Annotated in this window: 12 protein-coding genes and 1 tRNA gene; 3 read left to right on the plus strand and 10 right to left on the minus strand. The window is 39.8% G+C overall.

Annotated elements, in window-relative coordinates:
• From B879_RS05945 to B879_RS05970, 6 genes are read right to left on the minus strand one after another with little or no spacing between them, the layout of a single operon-like run.
• On the minus strand, nt 1-1290 hold the full coding sequence (locus B879_RS05945; RefSeq protein WP_009184252.1) for a hypothetical protein: 1290 nt from the start codon (nt 1288-1290) through the stop codon (nt 1-3).
• Between the two features lie 2 nt (nt 1291-1292).
• The gene (locus B879_RS05950) at nt 1293-1919 is read right to left on the minus strand and encodes a c-type cytochrome (protein ID WP_009184253.1); all 627 of its coding nucleotides are present in this window, start codon (nt 1917-1919) and stop codon (nt 1293-1295) included.
• 13 nt (nt 1920-1932) lie between these two features.
• Nucleotides 1933-2463, minus strand: a complete 531-nt coding sequence (locus B879_RS05955; RefSeq protein ID WP_009184254.1) for a DUF3341 domain-containing protein — start codon at nt 2461-2463, stop codon at nt 1933-1935.
• A gap of 2 nt (nt 2464-2465) precedes the next feature.
• Nucleotides 2466-3830, minus strand: a complete 1365-nt coding sequence (gene nrfD / locus B879_RS05960; RefSeq protein WP_009184255.1) for an NrfD/PsrC family molybdoenzyme membrane anchor subunit — start codon at nt 3828-3830, stop codon at nt 2466-2468.
• Nucleotides 3831-3847: 17 nt separating this feature from the next.
• The gene (locus B879_RS05965) at nt 3848-6922 is read right to left on the minus strand and encodes a TAT-variant-translocated molybdopterin oxidoreductase (protein ID WP_009184256.1); all 3075 of its coding nucleotides are present in this window, start codon (nt 6920-6922) and stop codon (nt 3848-3850) included.
• 37 nt (nt 6923-6959) lie between these two features.
• Nucleotides 6960-8216, minus strand: a complete 1257-nt coding sequence (locus tag B879_RS05970) for a c-type cytochrome (RefSeq protein ID WP_009184257.1) — start codon at nt 8214-8216, stop codon at nt 6960-6962.
• 371 nt (nt 8217-8587) lie between these two features.
• Between B879_RS05970 and B879_RS05975 the strand changes: the two genes are divergently transcribed.
• From B879_RS05975 to B879_RS05985, 3 genes are all read left to right on the plus strand, one after another.
• Nucleotides 8588-8658, plus strand: a tRNA-Cys gene (locus B879_RS05975).
• Between the two features lie 152 nt (nt 8659-8810).
• Nucleotides 8811-9284, plus strand: coding sequence for a (2Fe-2S)-binding protein (locus tag B879_RS05980; protein WP_009184258.1), 474 nt, complete (start codon nt 8811-8813; stop codon nt 9282-9284).
• Between the two features lie 3 nt (nt 9285-9287).
• Complete coding sequence (locus B879_RS05985; protein WP_009184259.1) at nt 9288-11510, plus strand: xanthine dehydrogenase family protein molybdopterin-binding subunit; 2223 nt, start codon at nt 9288-9290, stop codon at nt 11508-11510.
• Nucleotides 11511-11562: 52 nt separating this feature from the next.
• Here the strand turns inward: B879_RS05985 and B879_RS05990 are convergent, their stop codons facing one another.
• From B879_RS05990 to B879_RS06005, 4 genes are all read right to left on the minus strand, one after another.
• Nucleotides 11563-12708: a hypothetical protein gene (locus B879_RS05990; RefSeq protein WP_009184260.1), complete on the minus strand. Its 1146-nt coding sequence runs from the start codon at nt 12706-12708 to the stop codon at nt 11563-11565.
• Between the two features lie 549 nt (nt 12709-13257).
• Entirely contained in the window at nt 13258-14406 is a 1149-nt protein-coding gene (locus B879_RS05995) for a hypothetical protein (protein ID WP_009184262.1), read from the minus strand.
• A gap of 307 nt (nt 14407-14713) precedes the next feature.
• Nucleotides 14714-16480, minus strand: coding sequence for a 30S ribosomal protein S1 (gene rpsA, locus B879_RS06000; protein ID WP_009184263.1), 1767 nt, complete (start codon nt 16478-16480; stop codon nt 14714-14716).
• 218 nt (nt 16481-16698) lie between these two features.
• A complete protein-coding gene (locus B879_RS06005; protein WP_009184264.1) occupies nt 16699-17844 on the minus strand; it encodes a DUF4934 domain-containing protein in 1146 nt (381 codons plus the stop codon).
• Nucleotides 17845-18274: the final 430 nt, after the last annotated feature.

Below are 18274 nucleotides of genomic sequence, written 5' to 3' on the forward strand. Positions count from 1 at the left end.
TTAAATATGATGATGATAACTTTCCTCTAGCATTGGGTGATTTTTCGTAATCAAAGGCTTCTTGGCTAAAGCACTCATTGCCACAAGTGTGAATGAAGCTCCATATACCAAGAACATACCAGCCTCCATAAGGCCAAATCCACCATGCTGTCTTAAAGTTCCTGGTTGAACCATCAAGAAGAAGTCAAACCAGTGTCCTAAGATAATTAAAGAACAAACCACTTTAAGAAAAATAGCATGTCTTTTTGCATCTCTTGTCATTAAAACAAGGAAAGGCAAGAAGAAGTTTAATACTAGATTTACAAAAATGAACGGGCTGTACACATCACTTTGCATCCTCTCAACAAAGTAAACTGACTCCTCAGGAATGTTGGCATAATAGATCAACAAAAACTGTGAAAACCACAGATAAGTCCAGAAAATGGAAAATCCAAATATCAATTTACCGAGATCATGAACATGGTTTTCATTAACCATTTCAATGTAACCTTTTTCCCTCAGGAATATTACTATCAATGTGATGGCAGATAAACCTGCAACAAACCAGGAAGCGAAAACATACCAACCAAATAGTGTTGAAAACCAGTGTGTATCGATGGACATCACCCAATCCCAAGAAGAAATGGAAGAAGAAACAGCAAAGAAAACAAGAAACAGGGCGGACCAAGTTCTCATTTTACGCCAATAATCAGTACCACCATGAATATCCTCTGCAAGTGTGAGTGATTTCATCTTGTTAAAGAAGAAAATCCAAAACCCAAAGAATAGGAATAACCTTATAACATAGAATAAGGGGAAAGAGCCTTTTTCCATGGGCCAATAGAAATATCCTCCCTTATCATCAATGATTTTATCATATTCAGGATGGCTTTTATCAAAAATATAACTATGAGTCCAGTGGAATAGATCATGATTGGCTATAAAGAAAGTAACAACCATTAATCCAAAAGCAATAGGTAACCAGGATCCAAAAGCGAGAGGAATTCTTAGAATAGGAACTGACCATCCAGCCTGGGCGGCATATTGAAGGGCAAAGAAAAACACGCCAATAATGGCAATGCCTGTAAAGTAAACATTGTTAATCCACAAATTAGCAAATACCCTTTGATACCAATGGTACGCATGGCCAGCTTCATCAGCATGATCATGGCTTGCACCAAACATTTCGGTGATGACACCAATAGCAAGAAGTACCGCACCGATAACCAATACGGTCATGATCGACTTTCTCAGCGCGGCTGTGAAGTCGAATTTTTGGTCTAGATTAAAATTCGTAGTACTGTGCGCCATGATTATTGTTTCTGAATTTCTTGTTTGACATAGTGAACAATTTTCCAAATTCTCTCTTGAGAAATTTGAGAACCGTGTGCTCCCATCCTACCTTTTCCTTTCATGATCACATGAAATATATGGCCTTCCGGAAGATCAATGTATGCGCCACCTTTAAGGTTGGCAACACCACCAACTACTTCACCGGCTTTACCATCTCCTTCACCATTGGGACCATGACAGGTTGAGCAATATTGCTGGTAAAGAACCTTACCTTGAGCAATAACCTGATCGCTAAGCTCAACAGGATTAGGAATAGTTGCCGCTTCTTCCAGTTCAAAGGCTTTTAATCTGTAAGGAAGAGAGCCATCTTTAGTTCTAGGAACAGTTCCCTCAACTGGCTCCCTCATGTTCATCCTATGAGGATTATTGATATTACTATTAAAGAATTCTCCTTTACCGTCTTCTCTTGTAGAAAGCCAAGATCCTTCTTCTTCGTTCACAATTTGAGTTAGTGGTTCATAGGCAACTGAATTATACATTTGGGGTGCATATTCGTAACCTGGATGATCACCTGAAGCACCACAGGAAGCCATTCCAAATGCTATTCCTGCTAATGCCAATGTGTATATAGAATGTTTTATTTTCATGACTTCTATTTACCTATTCAAAACTTTTTTTATTGACCTCTGTAGCACCTGAAGATTTGAGTACATCAGAAATGTTTTCTTCACCAAGACCGGCATTGGTAGCCAAATCAATCGCCATCACATGCTTATCATCTGTAATCCTAATATCAAAAATTCTGGGTTGTCCCCAAGGTTTCAAATTACTGGATATCATGAATACGCCCACCATACCGAAGGCAGCCAATAAAACCGTCATCTCAAATGTTACTGGTATAAAGGTAGGCAGAGAAGCATAGTCTTTACCGCCGATAATCATTGGCCAATCCCACTTCATCATGTAAAACTGCATGATTAAAGCAAGTGTAGTGCCGAGCATTCCAAAAAGAAAAGCTGCAATGGGAAGTCTGCTTCTTTTATAGCCCAAAACTTCATCAAGGCCGTGAACTGGGAAAGGTGAATATACTTCGTGGATCTTCACACCACTTTCTCTCACCTCAGTAACAGCACTTAGCAATACATCCTCATCATCGTATACACCGAGGATAAAATTTTTATCTCTTTCCATGCTTATTTATTTACTTTTTCAGATGAACTCTTAACAATGGATTTAACCTCAGCCATATTGATTACTGGGAAGAACTTAGCAAACAAAAGGAACAAGGTAAAGAATAGACCAAAGGTGAATAAGTAAACACCAATGTCTGCCCATGTTGGATAAAACATTGCCCAAGAAGAAGGCAGGAAATCTCTATGTAAAGAAGTAACAATAATTACAAACCTTTCAAACCACATCCCGATATTCACAACCAAAGAAAGGATAAACGTTAGTACAATTGACGTTCTGATTTTTTTGAACCAGAATAATTGTGGAGAGATCACGTTACAGGTCATCATGGACCAATACGCCCACCAATAAGGGCCAAATGCTCTATTAACGAAAGCATACTGCTCTGCCTCAACACCTGAATACCATGCAATAAAGAACTCTGTAATGTAAGCAATACCGACTATTGAACCTGTAATGATGATTACTATGTTCATTAGTTCGATATGCCCTATGGTAATATAATCCTCTAATTTAAACACCTTCCTTGTGATGATCATCAGGGTCAGTACCATGGCAAACCCAGAGAAAATCGCTCCAGCCACAAAATATGGAGGGAAGATGGTAGTATGCCATCCTGGAATTACAGAGGTAGCGAAGTCAAAGGATACAATGGTATGAACAGAAAGTACAAGTGGTGTCGCGAGACCGGCAAGAATCAAAGCAACCGACTCATACCTGCTCCAAGTTTTTGCAGCACCATCCCAGCCAAAAGCTAAAGCCCCGTAAATTGATTTTCTAATACCTGTAGCCCTGTCTCTGATAGTGGCAAAATCCGGAATAAGTCCGATATACCAGAAAACCAGAGACACAGAGAAATAAGTGGAAATCGCAAACACATCCCAAAGCAAAGGTGAATTGAAGTTTACCCACAGAGAACCAAAGGTGTTGGGTAAAGGCAAAGCCCAATAAGCACCCACCCATGGACGCCCCATGTGTATGATCGGGAACATCGCTGCACAAATTACAGCAAAAATCGTCATCGCTTCTGCTGCTCTGTTAATCGCCATCCTCCATTTCTGTCTGAACAATAAAAGTACAGCGGAAATCAAAGTACCCGCGTGGCCAATACCCACCCACCATACGAAGTTGGTAATGTCCCAGGCCCAGCCGATGGTTTTGTTAAGTCCCCACATACCAATGCCTTCCCAGAGTGTCGCACCTAGTGCGATGCCTCCAAGTACAAGGGCACCAACAGAAACCAAAAGGCCAAGAAGCCATCCTATGGTAGGCTTACCCTCAACCTGTCTGGAAATATCATGGGTAACATCTTTTAAGGTTTTACCGCCTGTAATAAGCGGTTCGCGTACGGATGAAGTAACCTGCATATCTTATAAAATTATTATTACGCTTCTGATTTATCCTTATTTCTGATTTTGGTAAAGTACCATACGTTTGGATTCACATTTAAGTACTCCAGTACATGGTATGCCCGCTCTTCATTCACTTCTTTCGTAGCAGAATCATCCTGGTCGACAATCTGCAACACGTTAGAAATTTTGCTTTCTGGATCATTCATATCACCAAACACGATAGCATCTGTAGGACAGGCTGTAGCACAAGCAGTGTTGATTTCACCATCTTTTACTTTCCTACCCTCTTTCTTGGCCGTCAACTTACCAGCTTGAATTCTCTGTACACACATGGAGCACTTTTCAATAACTCCTCTAGCTCTTACCGTTACATCAGGATTAAGGACCATCTTACCAAGATCATCATTTTGCGCCATATTAACGTTAGCGAATTCCTTATTATCGTGATATTTAAACCAGTTGAACCTTCTTACTTTGTAAGGGCAGTTATTGGCACAATACCTTGTACCGATACATCTGTTGTAAGTCATTTGGTTCAAACCTTCTGAAGAGTGCGTGGTAGCTGCAACAGGACATACCGTTTCGCATGGTGCATTATTACAATGCTGACACATCATAGGCTGGAAAATAACCTCTGGATTATCAGCAGCTTGTTCAAGTTCTGCATTGGAAGAAGCACCTTCTGGAGAAGAATAATACCTGTCTATTCTGATCCAGGCCATTTCCCTTCTGTTGAGCACCTCTTGCTTACCAACCACAGATACGTTGTTTTCAACCTGACACGCAATGGTGCAAGCGCCACAACCTATACAAGAATTCATATCTATGGCCAATCCCCAGTGATGCTGAGAGTACCTATGACCTTTCCATAACGATATTTTAGACGGTTTTACAAACTCCCCGTCCTTATACACTTTAGGAAAATCTCTTCCGGCAGAAGGGTTCTCTTTATATTCACCAAGTGTAGCTTCTTGAATCACAAACTCCCTTCCCATATAGGTCTGGTGGGTTTGCGTCTGAGCAATTTTATAAGTATCGGTAGTCAATTCAACACTTACACCTTCGGTAAGCTCAAAAGCTGTAAACCCATTGGCGTTATTCAACATTTCGTAGGCATTAACTCCAACGCCATTAGCCACTCTTCCAGCTTTTGTTCTTCCATAGCCCACTGCCAGACCAAAAGTACCCTGGGCCTGCCCAGGCTGTACGAGAATAGGTACTAGGATAGATTTATCACCAACAGTCAGCCTGGCTTTTCTGGTGGCACCTTCAAACATTTTGACACCGTTTTCAGCAGCCCAAGATTGGGAAACAGTAAGATAATTGTCCCAAGTTGCTTTAGAAATTGGGTCTGACATCTCCTGTAACCATGGATTATTGGCAAAAGTACCGTTTCCAATACCAACTTTAGTATAGACTATAAGCTCAGCGCCAGCATTATCAGCTTTGTAGACCCTTCCTATAGCAGAAGCAGCAGCATTTACATCAGCAGTTCCGCTGACAGTAGAAGGCTCAGCAGGGATAGCATAAACGCCATTGAATAAAGATCTGTCCCAGAACTCCTGAAAATTGGAAATTTCAGATTGAGAAGCAAAAAGTGTAGACCTCCAGTTATCCTGAAGAAAATCATAATAATTAGTGCTGTCCCCAGCCCAAGTCAGGAAAGAATCCTGAGCCTGCCTTGTTTTGAACAAAGGAGAGATAGTAGGTTGGGAAAGACTATAATGTCCTTTACGCGGATTGAAGTCATTCCAAGACTCTAAATAATGATGATCTGGAGCAAGATATTGACAAAGAGAAGCGGTTTCGTCTGGTGTCGAGTTTGTAGCTATTGAAACTTTAGCCTTAGCTATACCTTCTGCTACCTCTCCTCCTCTGATGTAATCATAAACGGGGTTACAGTTAAAGAATACTACTCCACCTACTCTACCCGCATTCAAATCAGTAACAAACTGATTCATTTTAGCATCATCACCTTTTCTGAAGTAAGATGGAGTAGAGAAATCTACAGTTGCTCCATTATTATCTAACAAATCATTGATTGCATTGATAACAACTTGAACGTTTGGATCATTTGAACCAGAAACTACCAAAGATTTTCCTCTATTGGCCCAAAGTTCATTGGCAGCTTTATCCAGGTATTCAACTTCTATAGCAGGGGAAGAAACAGTAGTACCTCCTGCTTTTCTAGCAATGGCATTATATAAGGAAAGCACAGCCAAACCGCTTTGAGAAGCCCGGATCGGAGTTCTGTAATCAGCATTGGCCCCTGTCAAAGATAGATTTGACTCAAACTGGAAATGCCTTGACATATAAGGCTTTTCTTTGGTGATCTTTCTTGTCTTGCTGTATTGCTTTGCAAATTCAATAGGAGAAATCCAAGTTCCCAAGAAGTCGGCACCAAAACTTACAATAACGGAGGCCTTATCAAAATGATAAGTTGGCAATATGGCTTCACCATAGGTAGATTCCGCGGCTTTGGTGATACCATAGCTGGAAAGCGCATCGTAAGTAATTACTTCAGCACCTCCAAGAGCGGATGAAAAAATATTTAACACCTTTTCAGTAGATGGTGAAATGATGGTATTGGTCACGATTTTTACCGTACCAGCACTAGATAGTTTGGATTTAACCTCAGCATCAAATGCATCCCACTCTGCTTTCTCCCCATTTATCATTGGTCCGGAAAGCCTTTGTTTATCATAGAGGGATAAGACAGAAGCCTCTACAATAGCAGAGACACCACCTTGGGAAATTGGAGACAAATCGTTTCCGTCTATTTTTATTGGTCTACCTTCACGCGTCTTAACCACTACAGAAGCATAATCGCCTCCAGAAGCAAAAGTAGATGCATAATAGTTAGGTATCGATGGGTTGATATCAACTGGCTTATTCACATAAGGAATAGCTTTTCTAACAGGAGCCTCACAAGCAGCCAAAGAGGCAGCCGCTAAGCTAAATCCCATTAGTTTTAGAAAGTCCCTTCTTGAGGATCCATCTAGATTGGATGGTCCCTCGGGAAATTCTCTTTCAGCGTTTTTTACAAACGACTCGTCATTTGTAAGTTCTTCTAACCCTTTCCAGTAGGTCTTTTTATTTTCTTTCATTGTATATTCAAGAAAAGTAAGTTCTGAATTGATTTAATTAATAGTGACACTTAGCACATTCCAACCCACCAATATCCTTGACTTTAAGTGCGTTTTTAGATCCGCTATGAAGCTGAACCAACTTATCATAATACTCATTTCCATCAGCACGGATATCAGTTTGTCTGTGGCAATCAATACACCAGCCCATGGTCAGTGAACTGTGCTGATAGACAACTTCCATTTCTTCTATAGGACCGTGACAAGTTTGGCATTCTACACCACCTACCGCTACGTGCTGCGCATGGTTGAAATATGAAAGATCGGGGAGGTTGTGGACCCTTACCCATTCAATCGGCTGATTATTGTCTACTGCCGCATAGATCTTAGCAATTTCAGGGGAAATACCGTCCTTGCCATCAACATTTTGTATATGCATGTGGCAATTCATACAAATATTTGCAGAAGGAATATTAGCTGATTTACCGATTTCCACGCCTGTATGGCAATATTGACATTCTATTTCATATTGACCGGCATGAAGGGCGTGTGAAAAAGCGATTGGCTGCTTAGGCGCATACCCCTGTTGAACACCTACGGTGTATAGTTCATCCAATGCTGTCTTAGCTACAAAAGCTATCACCAAGGCCGTAACGATTACCAAGAAGGCATCAGAACGAAGTATTTTTTTGAATTCAAACTTTTGTTCTAAGAATTCTTTATCATCCTCCTCAAGCGGCTGGGATTTCAGGTATCTGGTCAGTACTGATATAATCAGTCCTAATACTACAAGAATTAATAAAAGGACAACAACCAATACGCCAAGTATGATAGTCAGGTATTCACTAGGTACTCCAGCGCCACCAGCGGCTACTGCCCCGCCTTCACCTGCAGCTGCTGCTGTCGCATCAGCTTTATCACCATATTCAACGTATGCCAATAAATTCATTAAGTCATCGTCTGACAAGAACTCATGTGATGGCATGACTAATTGGTTGTATTCATTGTAAATCGCTACCGCTTCAGCATCACCTGATGCAATTAAAGCTTGAGAATTACGGATGAAACTTTTGGTCCAATCAATGGAATGACGGTCTGTAACGCCTCTAAGAGCAGGACCTACGTTTTTTTGGTCTAATCTGTGACAGGATCTACAATTGGCATTGAAAATAGATTTTCCAGCCGAAATTGCTTCTTCGCTGTCAGAAACTTCCGGATTAGCCGCAAAGACCTGTGTTCCCATCAGGATAAAGAAGAGCATCATAAAGGTGCTTAACTTCACCGGAACACTTGTTAATGAGCGCTTGATCGACATATTTATTCTTAATTAAACAGTTTGGTGCATTTTTAATAAGCACTGCAAATGTACTACCCCAATTCTATTTTTCAAACTTGAACGGAATAGTGAGGTAAAGGGTTAGATAGCAACACAAGACATTATAATAAACTGTTTTTCAATTATTTAAATAAAAAAAATGGTGCCAGGCATTAATTTAGAACTATTATAAATAATACAATATCTTGTCTTTTAGACCAATTCATATTCGGTCCCTCATTGAGTTCCCAAAAGTCTTATAAAATTTCTTGATGAAATGAATAAAGAGCCTTTATAAATAAGGGATAAATTTTATACTTGCTTTTGTAATAAGGGACAGATTCTCTACATTTGCATTCCAATTACAACAGGGTCGCGTGGCCGAGCGGTTAGGCAGAGGTCTGCAAAACCTTGTACAGCGGTTCGAATCCGCTCGCGACCTCTAATTAAGCATCCCCGCAAAGGATGCTTTTTTATTTTATACCTCCTTGAAACTTCTTACCGTTGGTCGGGAACATGGTACCACTAATACCTCATTCATTGGATTTTTTTATCTAAATGCTTAGATTAAGTGTTCATCGTTTTTGATAAAATATGAAAAAGCCCCTTGAATTACAGGTCAATGGAGCCGTCAAAACTGTGGAAGTTGATCCGGAAGAACCACTTTTATATGTCCTCAGAGAAGAATTTAGCTTAAATGGCCCCAAGTTTGGCTGTGGTTTACACCAGTGTGGTTCCTGTTTGGTTTTGGTAGATGGTGAAGCCAGTTACACCTGCAGAATACCATGCGCCTCTTTTGAAGGTAAAAAGATTCAAAGCATAGAAGGGCTTTCCAATGGGGATAAACTTCATGTGTTACAGGAAGCTTTTTTTGAAGTCCAAGCAGCCCAATGTGGATACTGTGTCAACGGAATGATGATTGCTGCACTGGAATTGTTGGAAGGGAATTCAAACCCTAAAATGCAAGAAATCAAATCCGCATTGAACAGGGTCATTTGCCGCTGTGGCACACACAGCCGCTTTATTAAGGCTGTAAAGAAGGCCACATCCTCCAATTCAAACCTGTAAATCATGCATCTTCCAAACACTGATAGACGGACTTTCTTGAAAACTACCGGGCAATTCCTCATAGGTTTCAACCTGTTTCCCTTATTGAACTGCAGCCCTTCTGAAAAGGACCCTAATATCCTTCAGGCCTACTCAGGCATTCCTGAGAGACCTCATGGTGGTAGAGACCTGATTGATTCCTGGATAAGGCTGGATGCAGAAGGGCATGTAACCGTATTAACCGGTAAAAAAGAGTTGGGACAAGGTATCCGGACTGCCCTGATCCAAATAGCAGCCGATGAATTGGAAGTGGATATCCAAAGATGCCATATCATCAATGGTGACACCGGTCAGACAGCCAATGAGGGCTATACTTCAGGCAGCAACTCTATTGAAGGAAGCGGAAAAGCCATCCGTGAGGCAGCAGCAGAGGCCAAATTTTTCCTCTTGCAACTTGCATCCGCAAAATTGGAATGCTCCCTGGAAGACTTGAACTTATCCGACGGAACTATCGAAGGGCTTCAAAACAAAAAAACCAGTTACTGGGAACTCCTGGATGGCCAATACTATGAAAAAACCATTTCCGGAGAAGCTCCGATATTGGACAATAAGAGGCACCAATATGTGGGAAAACCCATTCCAAGAGCGGATATTCTTGAGCTGGTTAAAGGAAAAGCCCACTTTGTTCATGACCTGAGACTTCCTGACATGGTGCATGCACGCGTTTTGCATCCACCTACCTATGGTGCCAGACTTTTGTCTATAGACAAAGCAAAAGTGGAAGCACTACCTGGTGTATTAGGGATTTTTGTGGATGGAAGTTTTATTGCGGTCATTGCTGAAAGAGAATTTCAGGCTGTAAAGGCTTGGGAAAAACTCAAAGAGTCAACAGTCTGGGAAAAACCAAGCATAAACCCTCTACCCGACCGCCTATTTGCCGACATGCGCAGCAAAGCCCAAAAGCCGGAAATCATACAGGAAAACCCCAATATCTCTGAGAAGCTGAACAACTCTCCTATCCGACTTAAATCTGCCTTTCAACGACCTTATCACATGCATGGGTCTGCGGGCCCTTCCTGTGCTTTGGCAAAATGGGAAGAAGAGAAGCTTACGGTTTGGTCTCCTACCCAGGGCGTCTACCCTTTACAGTCCACACTGGCAGACCTTTTTCAGGTGGAGCTGACAAATATCAGGTGCATTGGTGTACCTGGTTCTGGCTGTTATGGACACAATGGTGCTGATGACGTATCCGCAGAAGCAGCACTCATCGCAAAGGCCTTTCCTGGAAAAACTATCCGACTTCAATGGATGCGGGAAGATGAGCACCAATGGGAACCTTATGGTTCTGCCATGATCATGGAATTGGAAGCCGGTGTATCAAAGGAAGGGATGATTCAAGCTTGGGACAGCAAAATCTGGTCTGACTCCCATAGTACCAGGGCACGTGGAGATGCGGGACACTTTATCTCTGCCCGGTATTTGGAAAATCCTTTTGAATTCAAAAAAGGAGGATTTTCAGGAGGGGCCTACCGAAATGCCATTCCTCTATATGATATACCTGCCCTGAATTTAAAATTATTCAACTATGATGGTCCCTTGAGATCCTCTGCGCTCAGGGGACTTGGTGCTTATGCCAATATTTTTGCTTTGGAATCTTTTATGGATGAACTGGCTGAGACTTCTGACATGGACCCATTCACATTCCGGATCAATAACCTGAAGGATGAAAGGGCTATCGCAGTTTTGGAGGAATTGAAATCAAAGACCAACTGGAATGCCATGGGACGATCAGGGAACGAAGGGTATGGAATTGCCTTTGCCAAATACAAAAACACAGCTGCCTACTTTGCAGTAATGGCTGAAGTAGAAAAAGATCCAGAGCGGAAATCTTTCAAATTGACAAGAATGGTGGGAGTCATTGAAGCCGGACAGTGCATCAATCCTGATGGAATCATCAATCAGACAGAGGGAGGCATGATCCAATCTGCCAGTTGGACACTTATAGAAGCGGTCAAGTATGATGAACATGGGTTTTTAAGTAAAGACTGGAACAGTTACCCTATCTTGAGAACAAACGATGTCCCTGAGGTCGAGGTATATGTCATCAACCGTCCTGAACTCCCACCTTTGGGTGCTGGGGAAGCAGCTCAAGGTCCTGTAGCGGCAGCCATTGCCAATGCTGTTTTTGATTGTACAGGGACGAGGATTAGGGAATTACCGATTACAGCAGAAAAGATTAATTGGTGACATATTGCAACAAAAAAGCACGGATAAAGAAACCTATGTCATCCGGTTTCATTCATTTTCTCCTCAACTGTAGCTTATAAAACGTCAAAAAATCATGTTCTTCCCCAATGAAATCGTCATCTCTTAAAGCGTAAAAAGGTTTCTCTACTGATTCAATATTGAGGATCAGTTTGATTTTGGCAGGAATCATTATCGGGTTGGACCATCCTAATTCGTGGTTATAAATTTTGAGGTAGTTTTTGAGAAATTCCGGATATCGGTAAAAATTCTCCCTTTCCTTTAATTCGTTAATGGTGAAAGTTTCCTCATCAATCCCTCCATGATAGGTGAGGATAATATTTTTGGCATCAGTAAATATACCATAAACACTTGCTTCATACATTCTGATCATTTCCTGATAAGTGACAGGCGTTTTCTGTCCAGGCATTAATTTGAAATCTGATGCTCCTATATCAAAACTTCTCGTCCATGCGATACTATCCTCCATCGAATAAACATGAATCAAAGGTTCATTTGAAAACACTAAATAAAGACTATCATTGGCTATAGCAAAAGATATACTTGGACTTACATGAAAATCCTCGCCACTAAATTTTGAGGTAGAAGGTGTTCTTACTACTGGTATTGAATTTCTGGTTTTCAAGTCAAATAATTCCAAAAGTGGATAATCTCTATGAAAATAGTCTATGTATGGACTGACACCATCGCGCCCCGGATACCACAAAAGCAATTTTTCATTCCAAACAGTAATATTCTTTCTATTGTAAGCCCCTCCTCTCGCTTCACCTAAAAAAGGCATTTTAAGCGTTTCTTTGATATTAAGTTCTTTATCGAAATGATAGATATCTTTGAATGAGGTCAATCCAAAATATTCTCCATTATGTTCAACCAAAGTCTGCAACCACATTACTGATCCAGGACCTTCTTGAGGGAATTCCTTTTTAAGAAGAATTCTGCCTGTTGTATCAAACTTAACTAACGTGCTACTGGAAATATCCTTAATCAGACCTATCCCATTATTAAAAGTACCCTCCCTTACATCAGCTAAATAATCCACCTGAATAGAATCCAAAATAACCAGTTCCCATTCATTGGAACCAGTGGCCAATGAGGCTTTCTCTTCACTTTTAGAACAGGAGAAAAACAGCCCGAAGGCAAGAAAAGAAATCCCCAGTACAAATAATCGAAAAGCTTTCATAAGCCATTTAATTTTTAATTCAAAACTCAGAACAGGAATATTAAACTAAAAATTTATCCAGAAATCCCCAACTTTTGCCCTTAAAAATACAGCGCACACGTTGCTTATGAGGGTTTAACCCGAAATACGCATTAGGAGTTCTAAAATTTGGTATTTTCAGAGAATAGAATGAGGGTAAAAATGGTTGAGACAGGGCAAACTAATAAAGTTGTGTTTGTTAGAATCAATTTCCTGTTGGGCGGTAGTACGCCAAAAGTAATGTCTGAAATCCATGATAATAGAGGGAAAAAGCCTTATTCACTAATTTAATATAATTTTTGTGAATGTATTCACAAAAATTATATGATTTTTTCGATTTGATTCACAAATCTTCATATTTAATGTATTGTAGTACTCCAACAACACTATCAATTTTATAGGCATGGTTTCCTAAACCGGAATATTTTACTCACAACAATAAAAAAAGTGGCCACCTTCCGGCAGCCACTTTTTCAATTTACAAGACAAATCCCTACTTGGTAGGTTGTACTTAGTACATCAAAAATCCATTCATTTTTTTCTCAACAGAAGTTTATAAAATGTAAGGAAATCTTGTTCTTCCCCTAGAAAATCATCATCTCTTACTGCGTAAAATGGGTTTTCCAACTCCTCAATATTCAATATTGCCCCTATCCGGTATGGAATTATTATTTCATTGGAAAGTGAACTGTCCCGAAAAACAATTTTCAATACTTTATTTTGAAAGTTTTTATGTTTTGGAAAGTTGTTAGGATCATTCAATTCATTTTGTAAGAATGTTTCTTCATCGATTCCTTCTTCGTAAATCAAAACTGATCCTTTTTCGGTGACAAAAAACCGCTTTACACGTCCATCAAGCATTCTTATACCCGATACATACTGATATTTTTCTTGGTGTTCACCATTATCCAAAAATTTGGAAGGCTTGAAATCTATGGAATACAAATACGCTCCTCCATTATTTAGGTCATACTTATGGACAAACGTCTCATTGCTTAACACTAACTCAAGTGTATTTTCCTGAATGCCAAATTGTAACCAAGGCCTTTCGTAGAATTTATCCGATGCATATCTTGATATAGATGGAATTCTAATGATAGGTGTAGCCTCCCAAGTTTCAAGGTTGATTTTTTCCAATAAATAGTGATCTCTAAAAAAATGGGGATCATAGGGATTTGCACCGTCTCTCCCAGGATAAAAACTAATCAAAGAATTATCCCAAAATTCCAAATTTCGAAGAAAACCGCCTCCGTCCTTTGCCTCAGTTGGAAAAGCAAGTTTTATTTCTTCTTTCAGCGATAGATCTGAATTTAATTCATATAACCAACCCATAAAACTTGCTGCAAAAAGTTTTCCATCAGCTGTATACCGCAACTGTGTTGGATATTGAACTTTCCCTGGCCCATCCTTTGGATAAGAAGATTCGTGGATAATTTCTCCATTGGTATCAAATTCAATCAATTTATTTTCCTGAAAATTGAAAAATACCCCCTTTCCATTCCTAAAATCCCCTCCATCAACAGTTCCCAAATAATCCACCTGAACAGAATCCAAAATCACCAATTCCCATTCGTTGGAACCGGAAGCTATTGAAGCGTTCTTTTCACTTGAAGAGCAGGCCAAAAGTAAGCCAAGGATAAGAAAAGAAGCCCCTAATCGAATCAATTGAAAAGTTTTCATTAGTTATTCAATTTTAATAAACCCAGATCAGAACCATTAATCTAAATACTTCTTTTTAATTTCTTGGCTTTGCCGTTAAAAATAACAGCAAATCACTACATATGTTGGTTTTAAAAAATCCTTGAGGTTTAGGAGCAATTCACTGGATTTTAAGAGAAAAACTTAGAAGCTTGGAAAACCTCAAATCAATGGGTTTGAGAAAAAACCTTCGAGGTTTGGTAAACCTCAAAGGTTATAAAAAAAGTGGCTGCCTTCCGACAGCCACTCATTGTATTACTCACAAGATACTCATCTTGTTTCTTGCGTCTTATTTTTTCCCGCCTTCCATCTTCTCTTTCAACTCCGCCAAAGCATCGATATCACCTAAAGTGGATTTCTCTGCAGGGGTAGCATCAGCAGCAGGCGCAGCTTTCTTCGCCTTTTTAGGCGCAGCAGCAGGCTTGGCTTCTTCTTTGAAAGTAGCAGTGTGGGAAAGAACGATTCTCTTATCGTCTTTAGAGAATTCGGTCACTTTGAAGTCCAAAGCTTCACCAACTTCTACCTGAGAACCGTCTTCTTTTTCCAAGTTTTTAGAGGTAGCGAATCCTTCCAATCCGTAAGGAAGTTCAAGAACAGCACCTTTGTCATTCTTGGAGTTTACAGTACACTTATGTACGGAACCTACAGGGAATACTGATTCAAAAGTATCCCAAGGGTTTTCTTCCAATTGCTTATGACCAAGAGCCAATCTTCTGTTTTCAACATCCAATTCCAAAACAGCTACTTCCAACTCATCACCTACTTTCACAAACTCAGATGGGTGCTTGATTTTCTTGGTCCAGGAAAGGTCAGATACGTGTACCAATCCATCGATACCTTCTTCCAATTCAAGGAAAAGGCCGAAGTTGGTCAGGTTTCTTACCACACCTGTGTGCTTGGTACCTACAGCATATTTGGTCACCATGTCACCTTTGGTCCATGGATCTTCAGTCAATTGCTTGATGCCCAAAGACATTTTTCTTTCGTCTTTGTCCAAAGTCAATACTACCGCTTCGATTTCATCACCCACTTTCACAAAATCAGCAGGGTTTCTCAAGTGCTGAGACCAGCTCATTTCAGATACGTGGATCAAACCTTCAACGCCGGCAGCCAATTCCAGGAATGCACCGTAGTCAGCGACATTGACAATTTTACCTTTAACTCTGGAACCAACTTCCAACTCAGCAGAAAGCGCATCCCAAGGATGAGCAGTCAACTGCTTCATGCCCAAAGAAATTCTCTTCTTGTCATCATCGAAGTCAAGAACCACCACCTGAACTTTGTCGTCCAAGTTGAGGACTTCTTCCGGATGGTTGATTCTTCCCCAAGAAATATCGGTAATGTGCAATAGACCATCTACACCTCCCAAATCGATGAATACACCGAAGTTGGTCATGTTTTTGATCACACCCTCCAATACCTGACCTTTCTCCAGGTTATTCAAGATCTCTGCTTTTTGCTTCTCAAGATCTTTCTCGATCAACACTTTGTGAGAAACAACTACGTTATCATTGGTGTGGTTGATTTTAACCACTTTAACTTCCATTTTCTTACCTACGTAGACATCAAAGTCTCTGATAGGCTTTACATCAATCTGGGAACCCGGCAAGAAGGCCTCAACACCGTAGATATCTACGATCAAACCACCTTTGGTTCTTCTTTTTACAAGACCTTCGATGACACTGTCATTGGCCAAGGCATCTTCGATATCCTGCCAAGCACGTACCATTCTGGCTTTCTTTCTGGATAATACCAATTGACCCAATGAATTCTCCTGCTCTTCGATGAAAACTTCAACTTCATCACCGATTTTAAGATCAGGAACATCACGGAATTCGGAAGCAGGTACCAATCCGTCAGATTTGAAGCCGATATTGATAATGATATCCTTGTCATTGATACCCACTACAGTACCTTTGATCACCTCTTTTTCAGTGATTTCATTCAAGGTACCTTCGTAAAGAGCCTCCATTTCGGCTCTTTTTTCTTTGGAATAACCTTCACCAAATCCTTTGGTGTCGAAATCGTCCCAGTTAAACTCTTTTTGATTAGACATAATAATGATTGACCCTGATTTTCAACAACCCTAGGGTCATGGGGTTGAGGTTTTTAGTTTTACATCAAGTCTTTGATTAACAATCAAAAACCCCGTTCACCCGAACGGACTGCAAAGGTAAGGAATTTTCATAAACCGAGTACCCCGAAGAGAAAAAAAATGAATATATATACGTATAGGGATGGTGCCTTTCAGAAGGAATTAGCCTACACGCACTCTTATTTTGCTAATTCCATTTTTAATAAAACAGGCAATTCCGAATCATCTATTGACGATAAATCTTCTTGGATGTAAGCCCTGAAATTTGACAATATATCCGCATCTGCTAGTTGAATCAAATCCTTTAGTAAGATGTAAAAATAAACATCATTGCCAAAAGCTGCCAATGGACCAACTAATTTCCTCGTAAAATCGTCCGCTAAACTTATTTTTGACTGTTTATTTCTTTTATCGAATACACCAATCCTAAAGTCAACAATCCGATTGCTTGATGGACTTTTTTTCCTATTCCACTGAAAAACCAAATGGGATCCTGTCTCTTCAAAAAATCTGCCTAAGAAGTCTAATTCTCCCTTAGAAAGTTCCATGAAAAAAGAATTGAGCTTGTGTTTTTCAGTTTCTGGCCACATCGGATTTTTACTGGAAAAAGCATACTTTGCTTGTAATTTTTCTTTTGATATTTCCCAAATTATGGATGATGCGGGTTCATTATATAATAATTTACCATCAAATCCTTTGGTCAAGTGGCCCGAGATATTTTTTAAACCAATTGCAAAAACATCTTGAGGGAAAGGAAAAAAATAACCCAAGTTTTTAATCTCAGAGTTGATCAATTGAAAATTGTGATAGGCTTCATTGAAATAGGTAATTGACAATCCGATCTCATTGTCTTTATTCAATCCAATCATATCTGCTTGATGATCTAATTTCTTTTTTCCAATGAATCTATTGTCAAAATCAAAAGTGTGCAAAGATTTCTCTTCTTGATTTAAAAGGATTATAGTCTTGGAATTTTGATCAACCGTGAAATCCGTAATCACTGGCATTTCCTCAGGGCCATTCCCAAATTTGCTGATCCTATTGAGTGGTATTCCTTTTGAATTGTACCTTATCAGGTTTGTGAACTGCTCATCCAGCACAAAAATAAAATCTTCTGTAACCACTAATCTGTTAATCTGACTCAAAAAATTACCCTCCAATTGTCTTAAAGGAATAATTTCAGTTACGTTTAAGATATCATGTATTGGTGTCTCCGATTCCACCGAAACCTCAAAGGTGGGTCTCATATTTTCATAAGGATCATTTGATTTTTCCGAGCAAGCTGCTAGGACTAGCAAAGCTAAAGCTTTAAAAATGTGTTTCATTATTATTGATATTGAATTAAATTGTTTTGATCAATCAACTAAAAATACCCCCCCATTTCAAAAACAAATATTTTGTCCAGTTTTTTTGTTGCAAATCCAGTGCTATGTTCTCTAATGTGGTTAAAAATTACACCACATAGCAGCATAGCTAACATAGCTCAACAGCAGCAAACCTTTATTTTTAAAATCAGGCGGCAGATATAGGGGAACTATGTGTGCTATGTTCTCTAATGTGGTTAAAAAAAAACACCACATAGCAGCATAGCTAACATAGCTCAACAGCAGCTAACCTTTATTTTTAAAATCAGGCGGCAGATATAGGGGAACTATGTGTCCTATGTTCTTTAATGTGGTTAAAAAAAGCACTACATAGCAGCATAGCAAACATAGCGAAACAGCATCAAACCTTTATTTTTAAAATCAGGCTGTA

Origin of the sequence: Cecembia lonarensis LW9 (assembly GCF_000298295.1) — a bacterium.
Lineage (GTDB): Bacteria > Bacteroidota > Bacteroidia > Cytophagales > Cyclobacteriaceae > Cecembia > Cecembia lonarensis.

Coding starts and splice junctions, on each gene's coding strand:
- B879_RS05945 (WP_009184252.1), bottom strand. CDS start 1,290: ATGGCGCACAGTACTACGAATTTTAATCTAGACCAAAAATTCGACTTC.
- B879_RS05950 (WP_009184253.1), bottom strand. CDS start 1,919: ATGAAAATAAAACATTCTATATACACATTGGCATTAGCAGGAATAGCA.
- B879_RS05955 (WP_009184254.1), bottom strand. CDS start 2,463: ATGGAAAGAGATAAAAATTTTATCCTCGGTGTATACGATGATGAGGAT.
- nrfD (WP_009184255.1), bottom strand. CDS start 3,830: ATGCAGGTTACTTCATCCGTACGCGAACCGCTTATTACAGGCGGTAAA.
- B879_RS05965 (WP_009184256.1), bottom strand. CDS start 6,922: ATGAAAGAAAATAAAAAGACCTACTGGAAAGGGTTAGAAGAACTTACA.
- B879_RS05970 (WP_009184257.1), bottom strand. CDS start 8,216: ATGTCGATCAAGCGCTCATTAACAAGTGTTCCGGTGAAGTTAAGCACC.
- B879_RS05980 (WP_009184258.1), top strand. CDS start 8,811: ATGAAAAAGCCCCTTGAATTACAGGTCAATGGAGCCGTCAAAACTGTG.
- B879_RS05985 (WP_009184259.1), top strand. CDS start 9,288: ATGCATCTTCCAAACACTGATAGACGGACTTTCTTGAAAACTACCGGG.
- B879_RS05990 (WP_009184260.1), bottom strand. CDS start 12,708: ATGAAAGCTTTTCGATTATTTGTACTGGGGATTTCTTTTCTTGCCTTC.
- B879_RS05995 (WP_009184262.1), bottom strand. CDS start 14,406: ATGAAAACTTTTCAATTGATTCGATTAGGGGCTTCTTTTCTTATCCTT.
- rpsA (WP_009184263.1), bottom strand. CDS start 16,480: ATGTCTAATCAAAAAGAGTTTAACTGGGACGATTTCGACACCAAAGGA.
- B879_RS06005 (WP_009184264.1), bottom strand. CDS start 17,844: ATGAAACACATTTTTAAAGCTTTAGCTTTGCTAGTCCTAGCAGCTTGC.